The sequence below is a fragment of the Nocardioides albertanoniae genome, from assembly GCF_006716315.1.
In the GTDB taxonomy this organism is placed as follows: Bacteria; Actinomycetota; Actinomycetes; order Propionibacteriales; family Nocardioidaceae; genus Nocardioides; species Nocardioides albertanoniae.
Window position 1 is genome coordinate 390894 of the sequence record NZ_VFOV01000001.1, and the last position, 17466, is coordinate 408359.

18 protein-coding genes are annotated in these 17466 nt (G+C 69.5%); 10 read left to right on the forward strand and 8 right to left on the reverse strand.

Annotation, left to right across the window (positions count from 1 at the left end):
• Positions 1–180 precede the first annotated feature (180 nt).
• Genes FB381_RS01885 through FB381_RS01895 form a run of 3 tightly spaced genes read left to right on the forward strand, consistent with a single transcriptional unit; the run spans position 181 to position 1085 of the window.
• The gene (locus tag FB381_RS01885; protein ID WP_141778719.1) at positions 181–357 is read left to right on the forward strand and encodes a DUF4244 domain-containing protein; all 177 of its coding nucleotides are present in this window, start codon (positions 181–183) and stop codon (positions 355–357) included.
• Positions 358–360: 3 nt separating this feature from the next.
• Positions 361–729: a TadE family protein gene (locus FB381_RS01890; protein ID WP_141778720.1), complete on the forward strand. Its 369-nt coding sequence runs from the start codon at positions 361–363 to the stop codon at positions 727–729.
• Positions 726–1085, forward strand: a complete 360-nt coding sequence (locus tag FB381_RS01895; protein ID WP_141778721.1) for an Rv3654c family TadE-like protein — start codon at positions 726–728, stop codon at positions 1083–1085. The genes FB381_RS01890 and FB381_RS01895 overlap by 4 nt, the downstream gene beginning before the upstream one ends.
• A 9-nt stretch (positions 1086–1094) precedes the next feature.
• On the opposite strand, the gene FB381_RS01900 is transcribed toward FB381_RS01895, so the two are convergent.
• Together FB381_RS01900 and FB381_RS01905 are read right to left on the reverse strand one after the other, a co-directional pair.
• On the reverse strand, positions 1095–1391 hold the full coding sequence (locus FB381_RS01900) for a hypothetical protein (RefSeq protein WP_141778722.1): 297 nt from the start codon (positions 1389–1391) through the stop codon (positions 1095–1097).
• Positions 1392–1406: 15 nt separating this feature from the next.
• The gene (locus tag FB381_RS01905) at positions 1407–3719 is read right to left on the reverse strand and encodes a DEAD/DEAH box helicase (RefSeq protein WP_141778723.1); all 2313 of its coding nucleotides are present in this window, start codon (positions 3717–3719) and stop codon (positions 1407–1409) included.
• Positions 3720–3902: 183 nt separating this feature from the next.
• Between FB381_RS01905 and FB381_RS01910 the strand changes: the two genes are divergently transcribed.
• Entirely contained in the window at positions 3903–4238 is a 336-nt protein-coding gene (locus tag FB381_RS01910) for an anti-sigma factor antagonist (protein ID WP_141778724.1), read from the forward strand.
• A gap of 26 nt (positions 4239–4264) precedes the next feature.
• Entirely contained in the window at positions 4265–5749 is a 1485-nt protein-coding gene (locus FB381_RS01915) for a DUF7059 domain-containing protein (protein WP_141778725.1), read from the forward strand.
• On the opposite strand, the gene FB381_RS01920 is transcribed toward FB381_RS01915, so the two are convergent.
• Positions 5691–6455, reverse strand: a complete 765-nt coding sequence (locus tag FB381_RS01920; RefSeq protein ID WP_141778726.1) for a hypothetical protein — start codon at positions 6453–6455, stop codon at positions 5691–5693. The genes FB381_RS01915 and FB381_RS01920 overlap by 59 nt on opposite strands.
• Before the next feature lie 347 nt (positions 6456–6802).
• Between FB381_RS01920 and topA the strand changes: the two genes are divergently transcribed.
• Entirely contained in the window at positions 6803–9526 is a 2724-nt protein-coding gene (gene topA / locus FB381_RS01925) for a type I DNA topoisomerase (protein ID WP_141778727.1), read from the forward strand.
• A gap of 77 nt (positions 9527–9603) precedes the next feature.
• On the opposite strand, the gene FB381_RS01930 is transcribed toward topA, so the two are convergent.
• Genes FB381_RS01930 through FB381_RS01950 form a run of 5 tightly spaced genes read right to left on the reverse strand, consistent with a single transcriptional unit; the run spans position 9604 to position 13230 of the window.
• Positions 9604–11184, reverse strand: coding sequence for a polyamine aminopropyltransferase (locus FB381_RS01930; RefSeq protein WP_211352302.1), 1581 nt, complete (start codon positions 11182–11184; stop codon positions 9604–9606).
• Entirely contained in the window at positions 11181–11603 is a 423-nt protein-coding gene (locus FB381_RS01935) for a DUF350 domain-containing protein (RefSeq protein WP_141778728.1), read from the reverse strand. The genes FB381_RS01930 and FB381_RS01935 overlap by 4 nt, the downstream gene beginning before the upstream one ends.
• Before the next feature lie 25 nt (positions 11604–11628).
• Complete coding sequence (locus FB381_RS01940; RefSeq protein WP_141778729.1) at positions 11629–12111, reverse strand: DUF4247 domain-containing protein; 483 nt, start codon at positions 12109–12111, stop codon at positions 11629–11631.
• Entirely contained in the window at positions 12104–12616 is a 513-nt protein-coding gene (locus FB381_RS01945; protein ID WP_141778730.1) for a DUF2617 family protein, read from the reverse strand. Before FB381_RS01945 ends, FB381_RS01940 begins: the two co-directional genes overlap by 8 nt.
• The gene (locus FB381_RS01950) at positions 12613–13230 is read right to left on the reverse strand and encodes a DUF4178 domain-containing protein (protein WP_141778731.1); all 618 of its coding nucleotides are present in this window, start codon (positions 13228–13230) and stop codon (positions 12613–12615) included. The genes FB381_RS01945 and FB381_RS01950 overlap by 4 nt, the downstream gene beginning before the upstream one ends.
• A 131-nt stretch (positions 13231–13361) precedes the next feature.
• Here FB381_RS01950 and tmk point away from each other — a divergent pair, with 131 nt between their 5' ends.
• From tmk to FB381_RS01970, 4 genes are all read left to right on the forward strand, one after another.
• On the forward strand, positions 13362–14012 hold the full coding sequence (gene tmk / locus FB381_RS01955) for a dTMP kinase (protein ID WP_141778732.1): 651 nt from the start codon (positions 13362–13364) through the stop codon (positions 14010–14012).
• Positions 14009–15169 (forward strand): DNA polymerase III subunit delta', encoded by a 1161-nt coding sequence (locus FB381_RS01960; RefSeq protein WP_141778733.1) that lies wholly within the window; start codon positions 14009–14011, stop codon positions 15167–15169. Before tmk ends, FB381_RS01960 begins: the two co-directional genes overlap by 4 nt.
• Positions 15166–16683, forward strand: coding sequence for an alpha/beta hydrolase (locus FB381_RS01965; protein ID WP_141778734.1), 1518 nt, complete (start codon positions 15166–15168; stop codon positions 16681–16683). Before FB381_RS01960 ends, FB381_RS01965 begins: the two co-directional genes overlap by 4 nt.
• A gap of 132 nt (positions 16684–16815) precedes the next feature.
• Positions 16816–17424, forward strand: coding sequence for a hypothetical protein (locus FB381_RS01970; protein WP_141778735.1), 609 nt, complete (start codon positions 16816–16818; stop codon positions 17422–17424).
• The last annotated feature ends 42 nt before the right edge of the window (positions 17425–17466 follow it).

Genomic DNA, 17466 nt, shown 5'->3' on the forward strand with positions numbered 1-17466 from the left:
CAGAAGTGACCTCTCGACGTGAGTGTTCTCCCAGGTCAGTAGGCCGATCGGCGTCCACAGGCGTGGTTCGGGACCGGGTTATCCACAGGGCGTCGACTGGGGGTCGCGGACGTCGGCGATGAGGGTCATTGTCGTGCCGAGCGGCCGTAAGGACGGCCAACGACCAGAGGGGATCAACTCATGACCAAGGCACATCTTCAGAAGAACGAGAAGGGGATCACCACGGCGGAGTATGCCGTCGGCACGGCTGCCGGCGCCGGCCTTGCCGGCCTGCTCTACAAGCTGCTGACCGGCGGTCTCGGCAACGACCTGCTCAACCGGTTGTTCCAGCACGTTCTCAGCCTCCTCGGAGTCTGAGCCGTGGCCGAGCGGGATGAGCGTGGCGCCGCCACGGCGGAGCTGGTGATGGTCATCCCGCTCCTGGTGGCCGTCACGATCGGGCTGGTGTGGTTGCTGTCGGTCGGTGCCGCTCAGATCCAGGTGGTCGACGCGGCGCGGGAGACCGCCCGGGCCGTTGCGCGAGGCGACGACAGCGGCTCCGCGGCAGCCCGCGGACGTCGGGTCGGCCCCGCCGGCACGCAGGTGAGCGTCAGCGCTGGGTCCGAGGAGGTCGTGGCGTCGGCTCGAGCGCGCGTCGAGGGCCCCGGTGGGATCTTCACCTGGATGCCGGGGGTGACGGTGCACGGCGAGGCGGTCGCTGCGACCGAGGCGACCCAGGGGGAGCAGTGAGTGCGGTCAGGTCGGCCCGTGACGAACGAGGCTCTGCGGCTCCGTTCGCCGTCGGAGTGATCGGTCTGCTGATCTTCGTGGGTGCGGCGCTCGGCGTGGTGGGCGCGGTCTTCGTGGCCCACCGCACCGCCCAGTCGGCCGCTGATCTGGCGGCGCTGGCCGGAGCCAACGCGCTCCAGGTCTCGGAAGACGCGTGTGCGACGGCCCGGGCGATCGCCGACCGCAACGGTGCGAGGCTCGAGTCGTGCGAGATCGTCGACGAAGACGTCACCGTCACCGTGCAGGTCGAAGGTCCGCGCTGGTTGGGGCAGCCCGGTGACCCGGTCGCCGAGGCGAGAGCGGGCCCGACGGACTAGCTCTCGTGGCTAGTTCTCGTCGGTCGTCTTGGGGTCGGCGTCGTGCACGGACTGGACGATCTTCCTCATCTCGCGCCTCTCCTTCATGCTCTTCGCCTGGCGCTTGCCGCCCCACTTGGTGAGGGAGAGGCCGAGAAGGAGGAGCACACCGGCAACCAGGCCGATGACGAAGAGCGTGGTTGCGCCGACGGGCAGACCGAGCATGGTCGCAATCGGGTCCTCGAGGTCGCCGTTGCCGGTGGTGAAGAGGCCGAGGACGATGAGAGCCGCGGCGACGACGATCAGGACAATACCCAAGATCAGCATTTGCCCAGAGTAGGCCTATTCGGCCAGCAGCAGACGCAACAACACGATCGCGCCCTGCTTATCGAGGGGGTTGTTCTGGTTTCCGCACTTGGGCGACTGCACGCAGGAGGGGCAGCCGTCGTCGCACTCGCAGGTCTCGATGGTCTCCAAGGTGGCCCCCAGCCACTCCTTGGCGGCATGGAAACCGCGCTCGGAGAATCCGGCCCCGCCCGGGTGGCCGTCGTAGACGAAGACGGTGAGCATTCCGGTGTCCGCGTGGGATGCGGTGCTGACCCCGCCGATGTCCCACCGGTCGCAGGTCGCGATCAGCGGGAGGAGCCCGATCGAGCAGTGCTCGGCGGCGTGGGCGGCACCCGGGATGTCGGCGCTCGACAACCCGGCTGCCTCGAGGGCCGAGGCGGGCACGGTCCACCACACGGCGGCGGTGCGCAGCGTACGTTCTGGAAGATCGAGGAGCTCCTCGCCCATCACCTCGCCGCTGGGCTGGCGTCGGCGCAGGAACGAGACGACCTGGTGGGTGACGTCGACGTCGCCGTAGGCCAGCCGGCACTCGCCCCACGCAGCGTGCTCGCGCTCGGCGACGATCGAGATCTCCGTGATCTCACGAGCCGAGGTCGAGTAGCCGGGGTCGTCGCGGGAGATGACCGCGATGTGCTCGTCCAGGTCGAGGTCGTGCACGAGATAGGTCTCGCCACGATGCACGTAGACCGCGCCAGGGTGTGCGCTCGAGTGTGAGCTCGCCGCGTCGACGGTGCCCACGACCCGACCGGTCTCCGACTCCACCAGCTGCACCTGAGACCCGCCCGACGAGCGGATGTCGGCGAGGTCCGCGGCCCGCCGCCGGTCGGTCCAGTACCAACCACGCGGACGCTTTCGCAGCAGCCCCGAGGCGACCAGGTTGTCCAGGATGTCCTGGGCGCCGGGCCCGAACAGCGGAAGGTCGGGCTCGGTCAGCGGAATCTCCTGCGCGGCGGCGCACAGATGCGGCCCGACGACATACGGGTTCGCCGGGTCGAAGACGGTGGCTTCGACAGGCTGCCCGAGAAGCGCGTCCGGATGGGTGACGAGATAGGTGTCGAGCGGGTCGTCGCGCGCGACCATGATGCTCAGCGCGTCTCCCGCATCTCGTCCCGCGCGACCGATCTGCTGCCAGAACGCCGAGCGTCTGCCGGGATAGCCGGCCAGCACGACCGCGTCGAGGCCGCTGATGTCGATGCCGAGCTCGAGGGCGTTGGTCGCCGCCAACCCCAACAGGTCACCCGAGCGCAGCGAGGCCTCGATGGCCCGGCGCTCCTCGGGCAAGTAGCCGCCGCGGTAGGAGGCGACCCGGCCCGGCAGCGACGGGTCGACCTCGGCCAGCTCGCCCGCCGCGGTCAGCGCGACCTGCTCGGCACCGACCCGGGAGCGTACGAACGCCAGCGTGCGTACGTCGGAGGAGACCAGGTCGGCGAGCAGATCGGCAGTCTCGGCGGAAGCCGCGCGGCGCACCGGAGCACCGTTCTCACCGGCGTACGTCGTCAGCGGCGGCTGCCACAGTGCGATCGAGAGCTCGCCACGAGGAGAGCGGTCGGCGGTCACCGGGAGCACCGGGAGCCCGACGAGTCGCTCCCCGGCCACGGCCGGCTCGGCGACCGTCGCCGAGGCCAGGACGAACGTAGGGGAGGAGCCGTAGAGCGCGCAGATGCGGCGCAGGCGACGCAGCACGTGTGACACGTGGGCGCCGAAGACACCGCGGTAGTGATGGCACTCGTCGATCACGACGTAGCGCAGCGACTTGAAGTAGGACGCCCACCGCTGATGCCCGGGAAGCAGCGAACGGTGCAGCATGTCGGGGTTGGTCAGGACGTACTCGCCGAAGTCGCGAGCCCAGTCGCGCTGCTCGCGGGTGCTGTCGCCGTCGTGCGTCACCGCGCGTACGTCGACGCCCAGATCCCGCAGCCCGGTCAGCTGGTCCTGGGCGAGCGCCTTGGTCGGGGCGAGATAGAGCACGCTCGCCCCACGCTCGCCACGCCGCCCCCGGCCGTCGCGGATCGCGGTCAGTGCAGGGAGCTGGTAGGCCAGCGACTTTCCCGACGCGGTGCCGGTCGAGACGATGACATGGCTGCCGTCATGGGCAGCCTCGGCGGCAACCGCCTGATGCTGCCAGGGCCGCTCGATCCCGCGGGCGGTGAAGGCGCCGACCACCTCCGGGGCGGCCCACTCCGGCCAGTCGGCGAAGACGGCCTCCCGCGCGGGCACCTTCTCGAGATGGGCGAGCCGGTCCTCCCGACCCGGGACGGCGGCGAGCCGGCGCACGAGGTCACCGGTCGTCGTCGTCAACACCCGCATGATTCTCCCAGAATCGTGACGATCGCTACGCTGGCGGCCCCGCATCTGCGCATCACGTTGCGAGTTTCGTGCGCGCATCCTGGTGAGCCGTGGTTACATTACGATCGACCCAGAGTGTCGGACACGCCTGATGACCGATGCCGGATTCGGTTGTCTCACGTTCCTTGGCAGGAGAACTTCGAAGTGGATCTGACGCTTGCGACTCGCGAGCTCGACTCGGCCACCGTTGTGGCCGTGGGCGGCGAGATCGACGTCTACACCGCGCCGAAGCTGAGAGACAAGATCACCGAGCTCGTCGCGCAGGGCCGCTACGACATCGTCGTCGACCTAGAAGCCGTCGAGTTCCTCGACTCCACCGGCCTCGGTGTGCTGGTCGGCGGTCTGAAGAAGGTGCGTGCCAACCAGGGCATGCTTCGCCTCGTCTGCACTCAGGAGCGTCTGCTCAAGATCTTCCGCATCACCGGTCTCGCCAAGGTCTTCGACATCCACGCCAGCGCCGAGGGCGCAGCGACGCGCTGACCCGAGCACCCCATTAGGCTCGAGGGGTGAGTGACCTTCCGCACCGCCTCCGCGACGCCCTCCAGCAGGCCGACTTCTCCTACGACTCCGTCGCCGAGGTGCTCGGCGCGACGGCGCACAGTGCACTGAGCCGCAACGAGACGCTGCCGGGCCGACGCCGCACCCACGGCATCACCCCGCTGGAGACCCTCATCCGGCTCTTCCTGCTGCAGTCGACGGTGCCCCTCGACCAAGCCGAGGCCGCTCTTCCCGGGCTCGTCGACAGGCTCGCCGTCGAGGGGATCCTGGAGCAGTCGGTCGGCGAGGTCGCGGCCCGCCTCGACGTACGTCCCTACGCCACCGACCTGACCTCGCTCTGGGTCGTCTCCGATCTCACCCCGGGCCTCGACGGTGGTCCGCAGCGCGTCGGCCCCGAGCACGTCCTGGGCATCAGCCCGGCCTCCACCTCCTTGGCGCAGCTGACCATCCGCGACCAGGTCGGCACGGCCCTCGACCTCGGCACCGGCTGCGGCGTGCAGGCGCTCCACCTCGCCGCCCACAGCGAACGGGTGGTCGCCACCGACGTCAACCAGCGTGCCCTGTGGATCACCAGGTTCAACGCCGCCCTCAACGGCGTGGAGGAGCGGGTCGAGGTGCGCGACGGATCGTTCTTCGAGCCCGTCGCAGGTGAGCGCTTCGACCTCATCGCGACCAACCCGCCCTTCGTGATCAGCCCGGCGACCGGCGAGCGACTCGTCTACCGCGACTCCGGCCTGCCCGGCGACCGCGTCGTCGAGGACATCGTCAGGGCCGCGCCCGACATGCTGACCGAGGGCGGCTGGTGTCAGATCCTGGGCAACTGGATCATCTCCGAGGACCAGCCCTGGGACGACCGTCTCGAAGGCTGGCTCGGCGACGAGGTCGACGCGTTCGTCGTGCAGCGCGAAGTGCTCGACCCGGCGGCGTACGTCGAGCTCTGGCTCAAGGACTCCGGCCATCACGGCGCCGAGAACTACCTGACCCGCTACGACACCTGGCTCTCGTGGTTCGAGGAGCAGAAGATCGAGGGGGTCGGGTTCGGCTGGATCAACCTGCACCGCACCGACACCGCCAACCCGACGCGCGAGCTCCTCGAGTGGCCGTACGACGTCGAGCAGCCGATCGCCCCGGCGCTGAAGGCCTGGGGCGAGACCGCCCGGGTCGAGGTCACCGCGGACTCCACGCTCGTGCTCGCCGAGGACGTGCAGCAGGAGACCCTCGGCCAGCCCGGCGCCGAGGACCCCAGCACCGTCATCCTCCGTCAGCAACGTGGCCTGCGCCGCGCCCGCCAGGCCGACACGATCGAGGCGGCGTTCGCGGGCGCGTGCGACGGCGAGCTGAGCGTCGGCCAGATCCTCGATGCGCTCGCGCAGATCCTCGAGCGCGACCCCGATGTGGTGCGCAGCAGCTATCTGCCGATCGCCCAGGAGCTCGTCAGCGAGGGCTTCCTCCGTCCTGGTCCCGCGAAAGGCACGCCTGGTCCCGGAGCCTGACCAGGCGCTTGCGCACGCTCGAGACGAGCAGGTCGGGATAGCCCAGCGGCTCCAGGTCGGGAAGGTCGCGCAGCGCCCACGGCCGCTGGGTCTGCCACGGCCAGAAGCCACGGATCGCGGCCGCGAGCTGCTTGCCGTAGGCCGACGGCATCTTCGTCACGCCCAGCCGCTCCTTGAGCTCGGTCGCGGTGACCAGGCCGCCGGGCCCGGCGAGCCCGTTGGCCCCCAGGACCGTCCACACGATCCCTGCTGCCACCTGGGTCGGCCGTGCGGGCCGGTCGACGAGCAGCGGGTCGATCTCCCACAGCCGCAGCAGCGCGCGTCGTAGGGCGAACCCGACCTCCGCGACCGGGAAGTCGGCGGCGACCTCGTGCAGCAGCGCGGCCACAGCCGCGAGCTGCGTACGCCCCGCCTCGTCCGCCACCGGAGGCAGGTCGAGCCCGGCCCCGTCCAGCGGTGCGACGCTCAGCGTCGCGGTCGCCTCGTGCCCGCCGCACAGCGCGGCCAGCCAGTCGAGCGCGACCTCGTGGTCGGGGCGCGGCGGTGGGGTCGGCCGCGCGTCGGCCCGGGGTCGGGTCAGCTCGGCCTCCAACCGCTCCAGGATCGTGTTGGTGCGGGTGAGCAGCTGGGCACACTCCGAGCACACCAGATGCTCCGGCGGGGTGGCGACGCTCTCCAGGTAGTCGATGTATTCGGTGTCAGTCATCAGCAAGACCTCTCGATGGGGATTGGTCTCGCCGTCCTCGCACCACACCTTAGGGACGTGCACCGACATTTCCGGTTGCGACCGTCGGCGGCCCGCACGGTTGTCCCGAGCGACACGAAGAGGCCACCTCCGCGACCTCTTCGTGAGACACCGATTTCACGCTCATGCTCCGGAGCGTGCTAGGTATTGTCCTCGCGGCGCCCAAGGCAACACGCCATGTTGCCGAGCGGCCGGTGCCGCATCATCCGCGGTGACTGGACCCCATGCCGGCTGGAGATACGCGCTAACGTGTCTCGCCAGGGCTTGTCAGAGGTGCCAGGCTCTGCTGCAGTGAGATAAGGACGTCAGTGGCACACAAGTTGGTGATCGTCGAGTCCCCGGCGAAGGCACAGAAGATCGGTGGCTACCTCGGATCGGGGTATGTCGTCGAAGCCTCCGTGGGGCATATCCGCGACCTTCCGCAGAGCGCGGCAGACACCCCCGCGAAGATCAAGGACAAGCCGTGGGGACGCTTCGGCGTCGATGTCGACAACGGCTTCACTCCTTACTACGTCGTTCCCAGCGACAAGAAGAAGCAGATCTCCAAGCTCAAGTCGCTCCTCAAGGACGCCGACGAGCTCTACCTCGCCACCGATGAGGACCGGGAGGGCGAGGCGATCGCCTGGCACCTCCTCGACGAGCTGAAGCCCAAGAAGGGCATCCCGGTCAAGCGGATGGTCTTCCACGAGATCACCAAGCCTGCGATCCTCGCCGCCGCCGAGAACCCCCGCGAGCTCGACATGGACCTCGTCGAGGCCCAGGAGTCGCGCCGCATCCTCGACCGGCTCTACGGCTACGAGATCTCGCCGGTGCTGTGGAAGAAGGTCATGCCGCGGCTGAGCGCGGGGCGCGTCCAGTCGGTTGCGACCAGGCTCGTCGTCGACCGTGAGCGCGAGCGGATCGCCTTCCGCACCGCCTCCTACTGGGATCTCGCCGGCACCTTCGACGCCGGCTCCGACCACGACCCGCGGATGTTCCCGGCCAAGATCACCTCGATCGACGGCGACCGGGTGGCCCGCGGCTCCGACTTCGGCCCCGACGGTCTGCTGAAGAGTGACAAGGTCGTCCACCTCGACCGCCTCCGGGCAGAGGCGCTCGTCGCCGGTCTCGAGGAGCGGACCTACGAGGTCCGCAGCGTCGAGTCGAAGCCCTACAAGCGCAGCCCCTACGCCCCCTTCCGCACCACCACGATGCAGCAGGAGGCCAGCCGCAAGCTCGGGATGAGCGCGTCGACGACCATGTCGGTCGCGCAGCGTCTCTACGAGAACGGCTTCATCACCTACATGCGTACGGACTCGACGACGCTGAGCGGTGACGCCATCGGCGCCGCCCGTGCCCAGGTCCGCGAGCTCTACGGTGCCGAATACCTGCCCGACTCGCCCCGGACGTACGCCTCGAAGGTCAAGAACGCCCAGGAGGCTCACGAGGCGATCCGGCCGGCCGGTGACTCGTTCCGCACCCCTGCGCAGACCGGCCTGACCGGCGAGCAGTTCCGCCTCTACGAGCTCATCTGGATGCGCACCGTCGCCTCGCAGATGAAGGACGCCGTCGGCCGCTCGGTCGCGATCCGTCTGGGCGCCACCGCCACCACCGGTGAGGACGTCGTCTTCTCCGCGACCGGACGTGTGATCACCTTCCACGGCTTCCTGAAGGCGTACGTCGAGGGCACCGACTCCGCCGAGCAGACCTCCGACGACCAGCAGACCCGGCTCCCGGACCTGGCCGAGGGCGACACCGTCAACGCCGCCAGCCTCACCGCCGACGGCCACGAGACGAAGCCACCGGCGCGCTACACCGAGGCGACCCTGGTGCGTGAGCTGGAAGAGCGCGAGATCGGCCGCCCGTCGACCTACGCGAGCATCATCCAGACGATCATCAACCGCGGCTACGTCTTCAAGAAGGGCACCGCGCTGGTGCCGGCCTGGGTCGCGTTCTCCGTGGTCAGGCTGCTCGAGGAGCACTTCCCGCGGCAGATCGACTACCGGTTCACCGCGAGCATGGAGGAGATCCTCGACGAGATCGCCAACGGCTCGAAGGACATGACCACCGAGCTCGGCGAGTTCTACTTCGGCTCCGAGCGGGTCAAGGGCCTCAAGCCGCTGGTCGACGGTCTCGGCGACATCGACGCCCGCGAGCTGGCGACCTTCCCGGTCGGCGAGGCCGACTCCGGCGTCCACCTGCGGGTGGGCCGCTACGGTCCCTACATCGAGGGTCCCGGCGACGACGGCACCCCGTTCGCGGTGCGTGCCAACGTGCCCGACGACCTGCCGCCCGACGAGCTCACCCTGGAGAAGTCGAAGGAGCTCTTCGCCAACCCGGCCGGCGAGGAGATCAACCTCGGCGTCCACCCCGACACCGGTCTGACCATCGTCGCCAAGAGCGGCCGCTTCGGTCCGTACGTCACCGAGCAGCTTCCCGAGGACGCCAAGAAGGGCACCAAGCCGCGCACCGCCAGCCTCTTCAAGTCCATGTCGTTGCAGACGATCGCGCTCGACGACGCGGTCAAGCTGCTCACCCTGCCCCGGGTCGTCGGCACCACCGCCGAGGGTGAGGACATCACCGCCCAGAACGGTCGCTACGGGCCCTACCTGAAGAAGGGCACCGACTCACGCACGCTGAGCTCGGAGGACCAGCTGCTCACCATCACCCTCGAAGAGGCCGAGCAGATCTACTCCCAGCCGAAGCAGCGTGGCCGGGCCGCCGCGAAGCCGCCGCTCAAGGAGTTCGGCCCCGACCCGGTCTCCGGCCAGCCGATGGTGGTCAAGGACGGACGCTTCGGCGCCTACGTCACCGACGGTGAGTACAACGCCACCCTCCGCGCCGCCGACGACCTCGAGACCCTGACCGCCGAGCGCGCCGCCGAGCTGCTCGCCGACAAGCGCGCCAAGGGTCCGGCGAAGAAGTCGACCAAGCGCACGACGAAGAAGACAGCCAAGAAGTCGACCGCCAAGAAGACGACGACGAAGAAGACCGCGGCGAAGAAGTCGACCGCCAAGAAGACGACCAAGAAGGCTGCGGCGAAGAAGGCCTAGCCCGTACGCCGCTGCGGCTGTTCCCGCAGCGCGACCGTCTCGTGACAGAACCCCGCCATGGCGGGGTTCTGTCCGTCTCAGTAGCCGACCCAGCCCTTGCTGGCGTAGTCGAGGATCGCCGGGTCGAGGAGCGTGGTGATCGAGGTGGGGCGCTCGGCGCGGTCGGGCGGGAACGTCCCGGCGGAGGCGAGCACGGCGTCGCTGGCGTAGCGCAGTCCGCCGGGAGCGTCGTCGGCGAGCCCGAGCCGGGGGGCCGTGCGGCCGCGCGAGGCGAGCACGTAGCCCCAGTTGCCGAACGACGGCACGTCGGCCTGGTAGGGGGTCGTCCGGTAGCCGGCTTCGGTCAGGGTGTGGCGCACCGACCAGAACGCGTCGGGCGCGAAGAACGGGCTGCCCGACTGCACGACCATCCGCCCGGCGGGAGCGAGCAGCCGCGCGATCATGGTGTAGTTCTCGACCGAGTAGAGCTTGGCCAGCGCGGTCGAGTCGGGGTCGGGGAAGTCGGCGATGACCACGTCGAACGGCGCGCCCGAGTAGTCGCGCACCCAGGAGAACGCGTCGTCGGCGACGTACGTCAGGCGGGGGTCCTCCAGCGATCCGTGCGTCTGCTTCTTCAACGGCTCGAAGGAGCGTGCCAGCGACACCACGGCCGGGTCGAGATCGACCAGCGTCACCGACGAGGCCGACTGGTAGCGCAGCACCTCCCGCGCGGCGAGCCCGTCGCCGCCGCCGAGGATCAGCACCCGCTGGTGCGGCCCGTTCATCGCCGGATGGACGAGCATCTCGTGGTAGCGATATTCGTCGAGGGACGAATACTGCAGGTCGCCGTCGAGGAAGAGGCGTACGTCGTCGAACTCCGGTCCGAACGGGGCGCCCCGGGTCACCACGATCTCCTGGTAGTCCGAGCGCTCGGCGTGGATGATCGGGTCGCGGAAGAGCGCCTGCCGGGCGTTGAGCTCGAAGGAGTCGGCCATCACCGCGGTCGTGCCGAGCGCGATCGCGAGCACGCCACAGACCGCCGAGACGGCGAGGCGTCCGCGCCGCGACCCGGCCAGCGCGACGCCGACCGTCCAGGCGGCCAGCACGTTCAGGGCGGCCGTCGCCACGGTGCCGACCAGCAGCCCCAGCGTCGGCAGCAGCACGAAGGGGAACGCGAGGCCACCGACCAGCGCGCCCACGTAGTCGACCGCGTTGATGTCGGCGACCGCGAGCGAGGCCTGCTGACGCCGCAGCCGCTGCAGCAGCTCCATCAGCAGCGGGATCTCGGCGCCGACCAGGGCGCCGATCAGGAAGGTCACCAGCAGCATCATCGGCGTGTAGAGGTGCAGCCACGCGAACGAGGCGTACAGCGCCGGCACCGAGGCGCCACCGACCGCCGCCAGCGCGACCTCCACCCCGACGAACGCTCGCAACGGCCGCGCGGTGAGCGGCTTGGCGAGCACCGCGCCGATGCCCATCGCGAACATAGACACCGCGATCACCAGCGAGGTCTGCGCGATGGAGTTGCCGAGCAGATAGCTGCCCAGCGTCACCAGGGCGAGCTCGTAGACAAGCCCGCACGCCGCGCAGACGAACACGGCGGCGAGCACGAGCAACCGCGCCGCTCGCCCCGCCGGCATCGAGTCCAGCGACGGCGACGACGACAGCGAGAGACTCACGTGATCGAGGCCGCCACGATCACGCCCACGGCGAGCTGCACCGCGACCGTCACCCAGATCGCCGGGTCGTCCTTGTCGTCGGTCATCAGCTCACCGAGCCGCCCCGGGGTGATCAGGTCGAGCACCACGAACGCGACCGCGAGCAGGATGATCCCGGCGATCCCGTACGCAGCGGTCGCGGCGAACCCGGCGAGCGTGTCCGTCTCCGCGGTGTAGATCGAGGTGGCCACGATGGTGGCGATCGCGATGACCGACGAGCCGAGCAGCAGCGCGGGGTCACGCCGATGCTCCACGAAGATCAGCTGCCCCAGCTTGCCCGGTGTGAGCAGGTCGATCACATAGAAGCCGAGCACCAGCAGGACCAGCCCGAGGGCGGCGAAGGCGACGGTGGACAGCAGTCCGCTCAACAGGTCGGTCATCGGTTCATCTCCAGGTCTGAGGTCGTCATTTGCCGAATCCGCTGCCACCGCCGCGGAAGGATCCGCCGCCGTCGCGTCCGCCGCTGTTGCGGCCGTAGTAGCTGCTCCAGCCCCACAGCCCGATCACGCCGACGTGGTGGTTGTAGCCGCGGTCGTACTCGTAGAGCGTGATCGTCGAGCCCGAGGGGTTACCCGGCTCGACCACGACCAGCCAGTCGTCGTCGTAGCGCAGGTAGTGGCTCGACCCGTCCGCGCGGTTCTCGTCGGCGTCGGTGCCGCCGGCGATCTTGTCGGCGACCGGGGCCGGCGAGGCGCTGTCCTTGAAGACGATGCCGGAGTCGCTGTCGGGGTCGCTGCCGCGCACGTGGTCGAAGTGCTTGCGCAGATACTTCTCGGGGCTGCTGCCGCCTCCGTTGCCACCGCCGATCGCGCTGGCGATGACGATGACGATCACGACGCACACGGCGACCACCGCCCAGCCGATCAGCTTGCGGTTCGGGTCAGGCACTGACGACCTCCTTGGGCCGGTAGCTGGTGGTGGTGGCGACGATCTCGCCGGTCTGTGGGTAGGTGTGCCAGGTGCGCCAGGTGAGCTCCGCGGGTTCGGCCCTGTCGAGGCTCAGCGCGGTCACCGCGTGCGGGTCACCCGGGAAGTGGGCGACCACCGCATCCGTACGCCCGCCCAGCCGCGTCACGAGCGCGGAGGCTCGCTCGGCGAGCTCGTCGGGCCCCACCTGGGAGACGTGCGACCGGAGCCGGTAGCCGTCGCCCGAGTGCGCCCCGGGAAGGGGAGCGGCCTCGGCGATCCCGCACGCGACGGTCTCGTGCAGGAGCGGATGCTCTCCGTGGCGTACGACCACCTGGTGGCTGGCGCCCAGGACGCTCAACGTGACCGTGAGCCCGGTCCCGAGGTTCACCGTTCGAGAGGCCAGGGGAGTGCACCGCACCGGCGCGAGCGTCCAGCGCAGGGTGTCGCCGCGGACGTCCGCGAACGGGACGTCGAGGAGCGTCACTCGTCGTCCAGGGTGGCGGGCCGGTCGGTGGAGGGGTAGACGGTCAGCTCGAACGGTTGCAGCACCTCGCCGAGGGACGGCTCCCAGTTGCTGCCCCACTTCTCGAAGCCGAGCAGCTTGCCGTCGACCGCCTTGTAGTCGGCGTACTCCGCCGTGCCCGAAGGTGCGGTGCCGGTCGCGCCGGTAGCGGTGAAGGCGGCCGCGCCCTTCTCCTGGAGCCGGTAGGCGACCCCGCCGACGATGATGTCGCGGTCACCGACGGTGCCTTGCTCGATGTCGCCGAGAGGGATCGCGTGCCACAGCGAGACCTCGAAGCCCTCGTCGTCCTCGATCGAGAGCCACTTCTTGCCCTCGGCGTCGTCGAGCATGTGCTCGGTCCAGCGGTAGCCGTGCTCGTCGAAGTCGAGCCGTCCGCGGACGAACCAGTTGTGGCCGAGATATTCGACGACGTCGCCGTTGCGCAGCTGTCGCAGCTGGTCGGAGGCGTGCTTGTGCTGGTCACCGATGAAGTCGTCGGGCTCCTGCTGTGCTGCCGGCTGCTGCCTGCTCCTCCAGAGCAGATAGGCCGCGACCGCGAGCGCGGCCAGCAGCAGGACGATCAGGACGTAGATCACCGGAGACTCCTTGGGTCAGCGTGAGGACGACCCGAACCTTAACCCGGCGGTGAAAGGTTGAGCAGCCCCAATCGCTGCGGTCGCGGGCGGCGTACGTCAGGGTTGTCGGTCCCACCCCGTAGGTTTGCCTCGTGAGGTTTCCGGGTGTCTATGCAGAGCGCGGTGTCTTCGTCTGTTTCGAGGGCGGCGAGGGGTCGGGCAAGTCGACCCAGTCGCGGCTGCTCCACGAGTCGCTGACCGCCCGTGGCCACGAGGTCCTGCTGACCTTCGAGCCGGGAGACACCGCCGTAGGCAAGGACGTACGCCGCATCGTGCTGTCCCCGGAGACCGGCGACCTCGACGACCGCACCGAGGCGCTCCTGTTCGCCGCCGACAAGGCCGAGCACATCGAGTCGATGGTGCGCCCGGCGCTCGATCGGGGCGAGGTGGTGATCACCGATCGCTACGTCGACTCGATGCTGGCCTACCAGGGTGCGGGCCGGGTGCTGGATGCCGATCAGCTCGAGGAGGTCGCTCGCTGGGCGACCGCCGACCTGCGGCCCCACCTGACGGTGCTGCTCGACCTGGACCCGACGGCCGGGTTCACGCGGTTCGAGGAGCGTGACCGGATGGAGCAGGAGTCCGGGGAGTTCCATCAGCGGGTGCGATCGGCGTTCGTGGCGCTGGCGGAGCGCAACCCCGACCACTATCTGGTGCTCGACGCGCGAGCGCCGGTCGACGAGGTCCATGCCGCGGTCCTGGCGCGCCTCGAGACCCTGCTCACCCAGGCGGTGAGCGCATGAACGTGGCCACCACGTCGGTGTGGGACAACCTCGTCGGTCAGCGTCACGTGATCCCGACGCTGCAGACCGCCGCGGCCGGCCACGGCATGACCCAGAGCTGGCTCTTCACCGGCCCGCCGGGCTCGGGCCGGTCCAACGCCGCGATCGCCTTCGCTGCCGCGCTGCAGTGCCCCGACGGCGGCTGCGGCCGGTGCCACGAGTGCCACACGGTGCTCGCCGGCAGCCACGCCGACGTCAACCTGGTGCGCACCGAGAAGCTGACCCTCGGCGTCGACGAGATCCGCGACCTGGTGCGCCAGTCGGCGCTCACCCCGGCCGGCAACCGCTGGCAGATCCTGATCGTCGAAGACGCCGACCGGCTCACCGAGCAGGCCAACAACGCGCTGCTCAAGGCGGTCGAGGAGCCCGGCGCGCGCACGGTGTGGATGCTCTGTGCGCCGACGGTCGAAGACGTGCTCCCCACCATCCGGTCGCGGTGCCGGCTGGTCACGCTGAGCACCCCGACGGCGCCCGACGTGACCGCCTTCCTCCAGCGCACCCTCGACGTCGACGAGGCTCGCGCGGCCTACGCCGCCCGCGCGAGCCAGGGCCACATCGGCCGCGCCAAGGCGCTCGCCCGCGGCGACGACACCCGGCGGCGCCGTGAGCAGGTCGTGTCCTACCCGGCCCGGCTGAGCACCCTCGCCGATGCGCTGCGCGCGGCCGGTGAGCTGGTCGCGGTCTCCAAGGAGGAGGCCGACGCGGTCACCGCCGAGCTCGACGCCCGGGAGAAGGCAGACCTCGACGCCGGCTACGGCGTCGTCGACCGCGGCCGACGCCCTCGTGAGTACGGACCGGCCCTGTCGGCGCTCGAGAAGGACCAGAAGCGCCGCGCGACCCGGCGTCACCGCGACGTGATCGACCGTGGGCTGATGGATCTCGTCTCGGTCTACCGCGACGCGATCACGATCGCCTCGCGAGCCCCGGTGATGCTCGTCAACGAGGAGCACCGCGGCGAGATCGAGCAGCTCGCCGCCGCGACCTCGCCGGAGGTCAATCTGCAGCGCATCGGGGCGATCTTCGAGGCCCGCGAGCAGCTGCTGGAGTTCAACGTGCAGCCCCAGTTGGTGCTGGAGGCCATGATGGTGGCGCTGTTGCCGCCCGGAGGAGACCAGTGAAACTCAAAGCAGCCACCGGTGCTGTCGCCCTGACCGTGCTCGCCCTGTCCGGCTGTGGTGCCGGCGACGGTGGCACCCCGGAAGCCGACCAGGTCAGCCCGAGCGCGGCCGCGACGGCCGCCCCGGAGAAGGCCTTGCAGTCCTTCTACAGCCAGAAGCTCGACTGGAAGTCCTGCAACGGCGCCTTCGAGTGCGCGACGCTCGAGGTGCCGTTGGACTACACCGACCCAGCCGCCGGCTCCATCGACGTCGCGGTCATCAAGGACCCGGCCAACAAGGAGAAGATCGGCTCGCTGGCGATCAACCCGGGCGGTCCCGGCGGCTCCGGCATCGACTACGCGCTCTACAACAACCAGTCCTTCAGCTCCGAGGTCCGTGACGCCTACGACATCGTCGGCTTCGACCCGCGTGGCGTCGGGCAGAGCACCCCGGTCGACTGCCTCGACGACGCCGCGCTCGACGACTACGTCGCGGTCGACCCCGCCCCCGACGACGCAGCCGAGGAGAAGGCCTACACCAAGACCGGCACCGACATGGCCAAGGGCTGCGCCGCCCAGAAGGGCGGCATCTCCGCCCACGTCAGCACCGTCGAGGCGGCCCGCGACATGGACGTGCTCCGTGCGGCGCTCGGCGAGGACCAGCTCGACTACTTCGGTGCCTCCTACGGCACCCAGCTCGGATCGACGTACGCCGAGCTCTATCCCGACCGCGTCGGTCGCTTCGTGCTCGACGGGGCGATCGCACCAGGGCTCAGCGTGCTCGAGTCCAACCTGGCCCAGGCCAAGGGCTTCGAGGTCGCGCTCCGCTCCTACGTGGAGAGCTGTGTCGACAAGGGCGACTGCTTCCTCGGTGACACCGTCGACGAGGGCGTCGAGCGAGTGCAGAAGCTGATGGCCGACATCGACGACAAGCCGCTGCCTGCCGGCGACCGTGAGCTCACCTCGGGCAACGCTCTCTACGGCCTGATCACCCCGCTCTACGTAGAGGCCTACTGGCCCGAGCTGACCAAGGCCCTCGAGGGTGCCATCAAGGGCGACGGCACCACCTTGATGAGCCTGTCCGACAGCTATGCCGGTCGTGATCCCGAGGGCGGCTATGCCAACAACACGATGGAAGCCAACTGGGCGATCAACTGCCTCGACGACTCCTCCGGGCTGAGCCCCGAGGAGGTGCGCAAGGAGCTGCCGGCCTTCGAGAAGGCCGCGCCCACCTTCGGCGCCGCGTTGGCCTGGATGCTCAACGGCTGCGCCGGGGAGAAGTTCAAGGCCAGCGAGCCCGAGCCGAAGATCGACGCCGAGGGCTCCAACCCGATCGTCGTCGTCGGCACCACCCGCGACCCGGCCACGCCCTACGAGTGGGCCAAGGAGCTCGCCAAGGCCCTCGACGCCGGGGTGCTGGTCTCTCGCGACGGTGACGGTCACACCGGCTACATGCAGGGCAACCGCTGCGTCGACGGCGCCATCAACGACTACCTGGTCGACGGCAAGGTGCCCGACGACGGCCTGGAGTGCTGACCGCTCTCCGCTGATCCGCACGACCCGCATACCTCATCTGAGGTGTGTTCTCGGCGTTACCCGACCGGACGATCCGCCTGCTTCAGAGGATCTCCGCTGACAGTCACCTCGAGAAGAGAGGGTCACGCCCCAGTGATCACCAACCTGCGCCTTCGCCTGACCACGAAGGCGTTCGCCGCCACCGCCGTCGCCGCCCTGGCGGTCGCGGTCGCCCCCGTCATCAGCCAACCGGCGTACGCATCCACGGCTCCTCATGCCGTGGTGGCGAAGGCCAAGGTGAGCTCCAAGGTCATCAAGGTCTCCGCGAACAGGTATGGCACCAAGTCGTATCGGCCGGTCGGCAAGCTGACCGCGGGAGGCCGGGCCGTGAAGGGCCGGCGGATCCACCTGCAGAAGAAGAGCAGCGGCCGCTGGATCAGCGTGAAGTCGTGCGTCACGAACCGATACGGCAAGTGCGCGGTGGTCATGACGCCGAAGGTGAGCCGCTACTACCGCTGGAAGTTCGCCGGTGACTCGCGCCGCAAGGCCGACGTGTCGAAGTCGTTCTACCTGAAGAAGCGCGGTTCGACGGGCGGCTCCGGCCTCGACTACACCTACCGCAACGGCGCGAAGGTCTACAACGCCACCTCGGCCAACGACCTCGACTGCGGCCAGATCCCGGGCTACAAGAAGCCCGTGCGCGTGCACGGCTCCGACCCGTGGCGCCTCGACCGCGACAAGGACGGCTACGGCTGCGACTGAGGCTGCTACTGAGGCTGCGACTTCGTCAAGGTATGCAGCTCA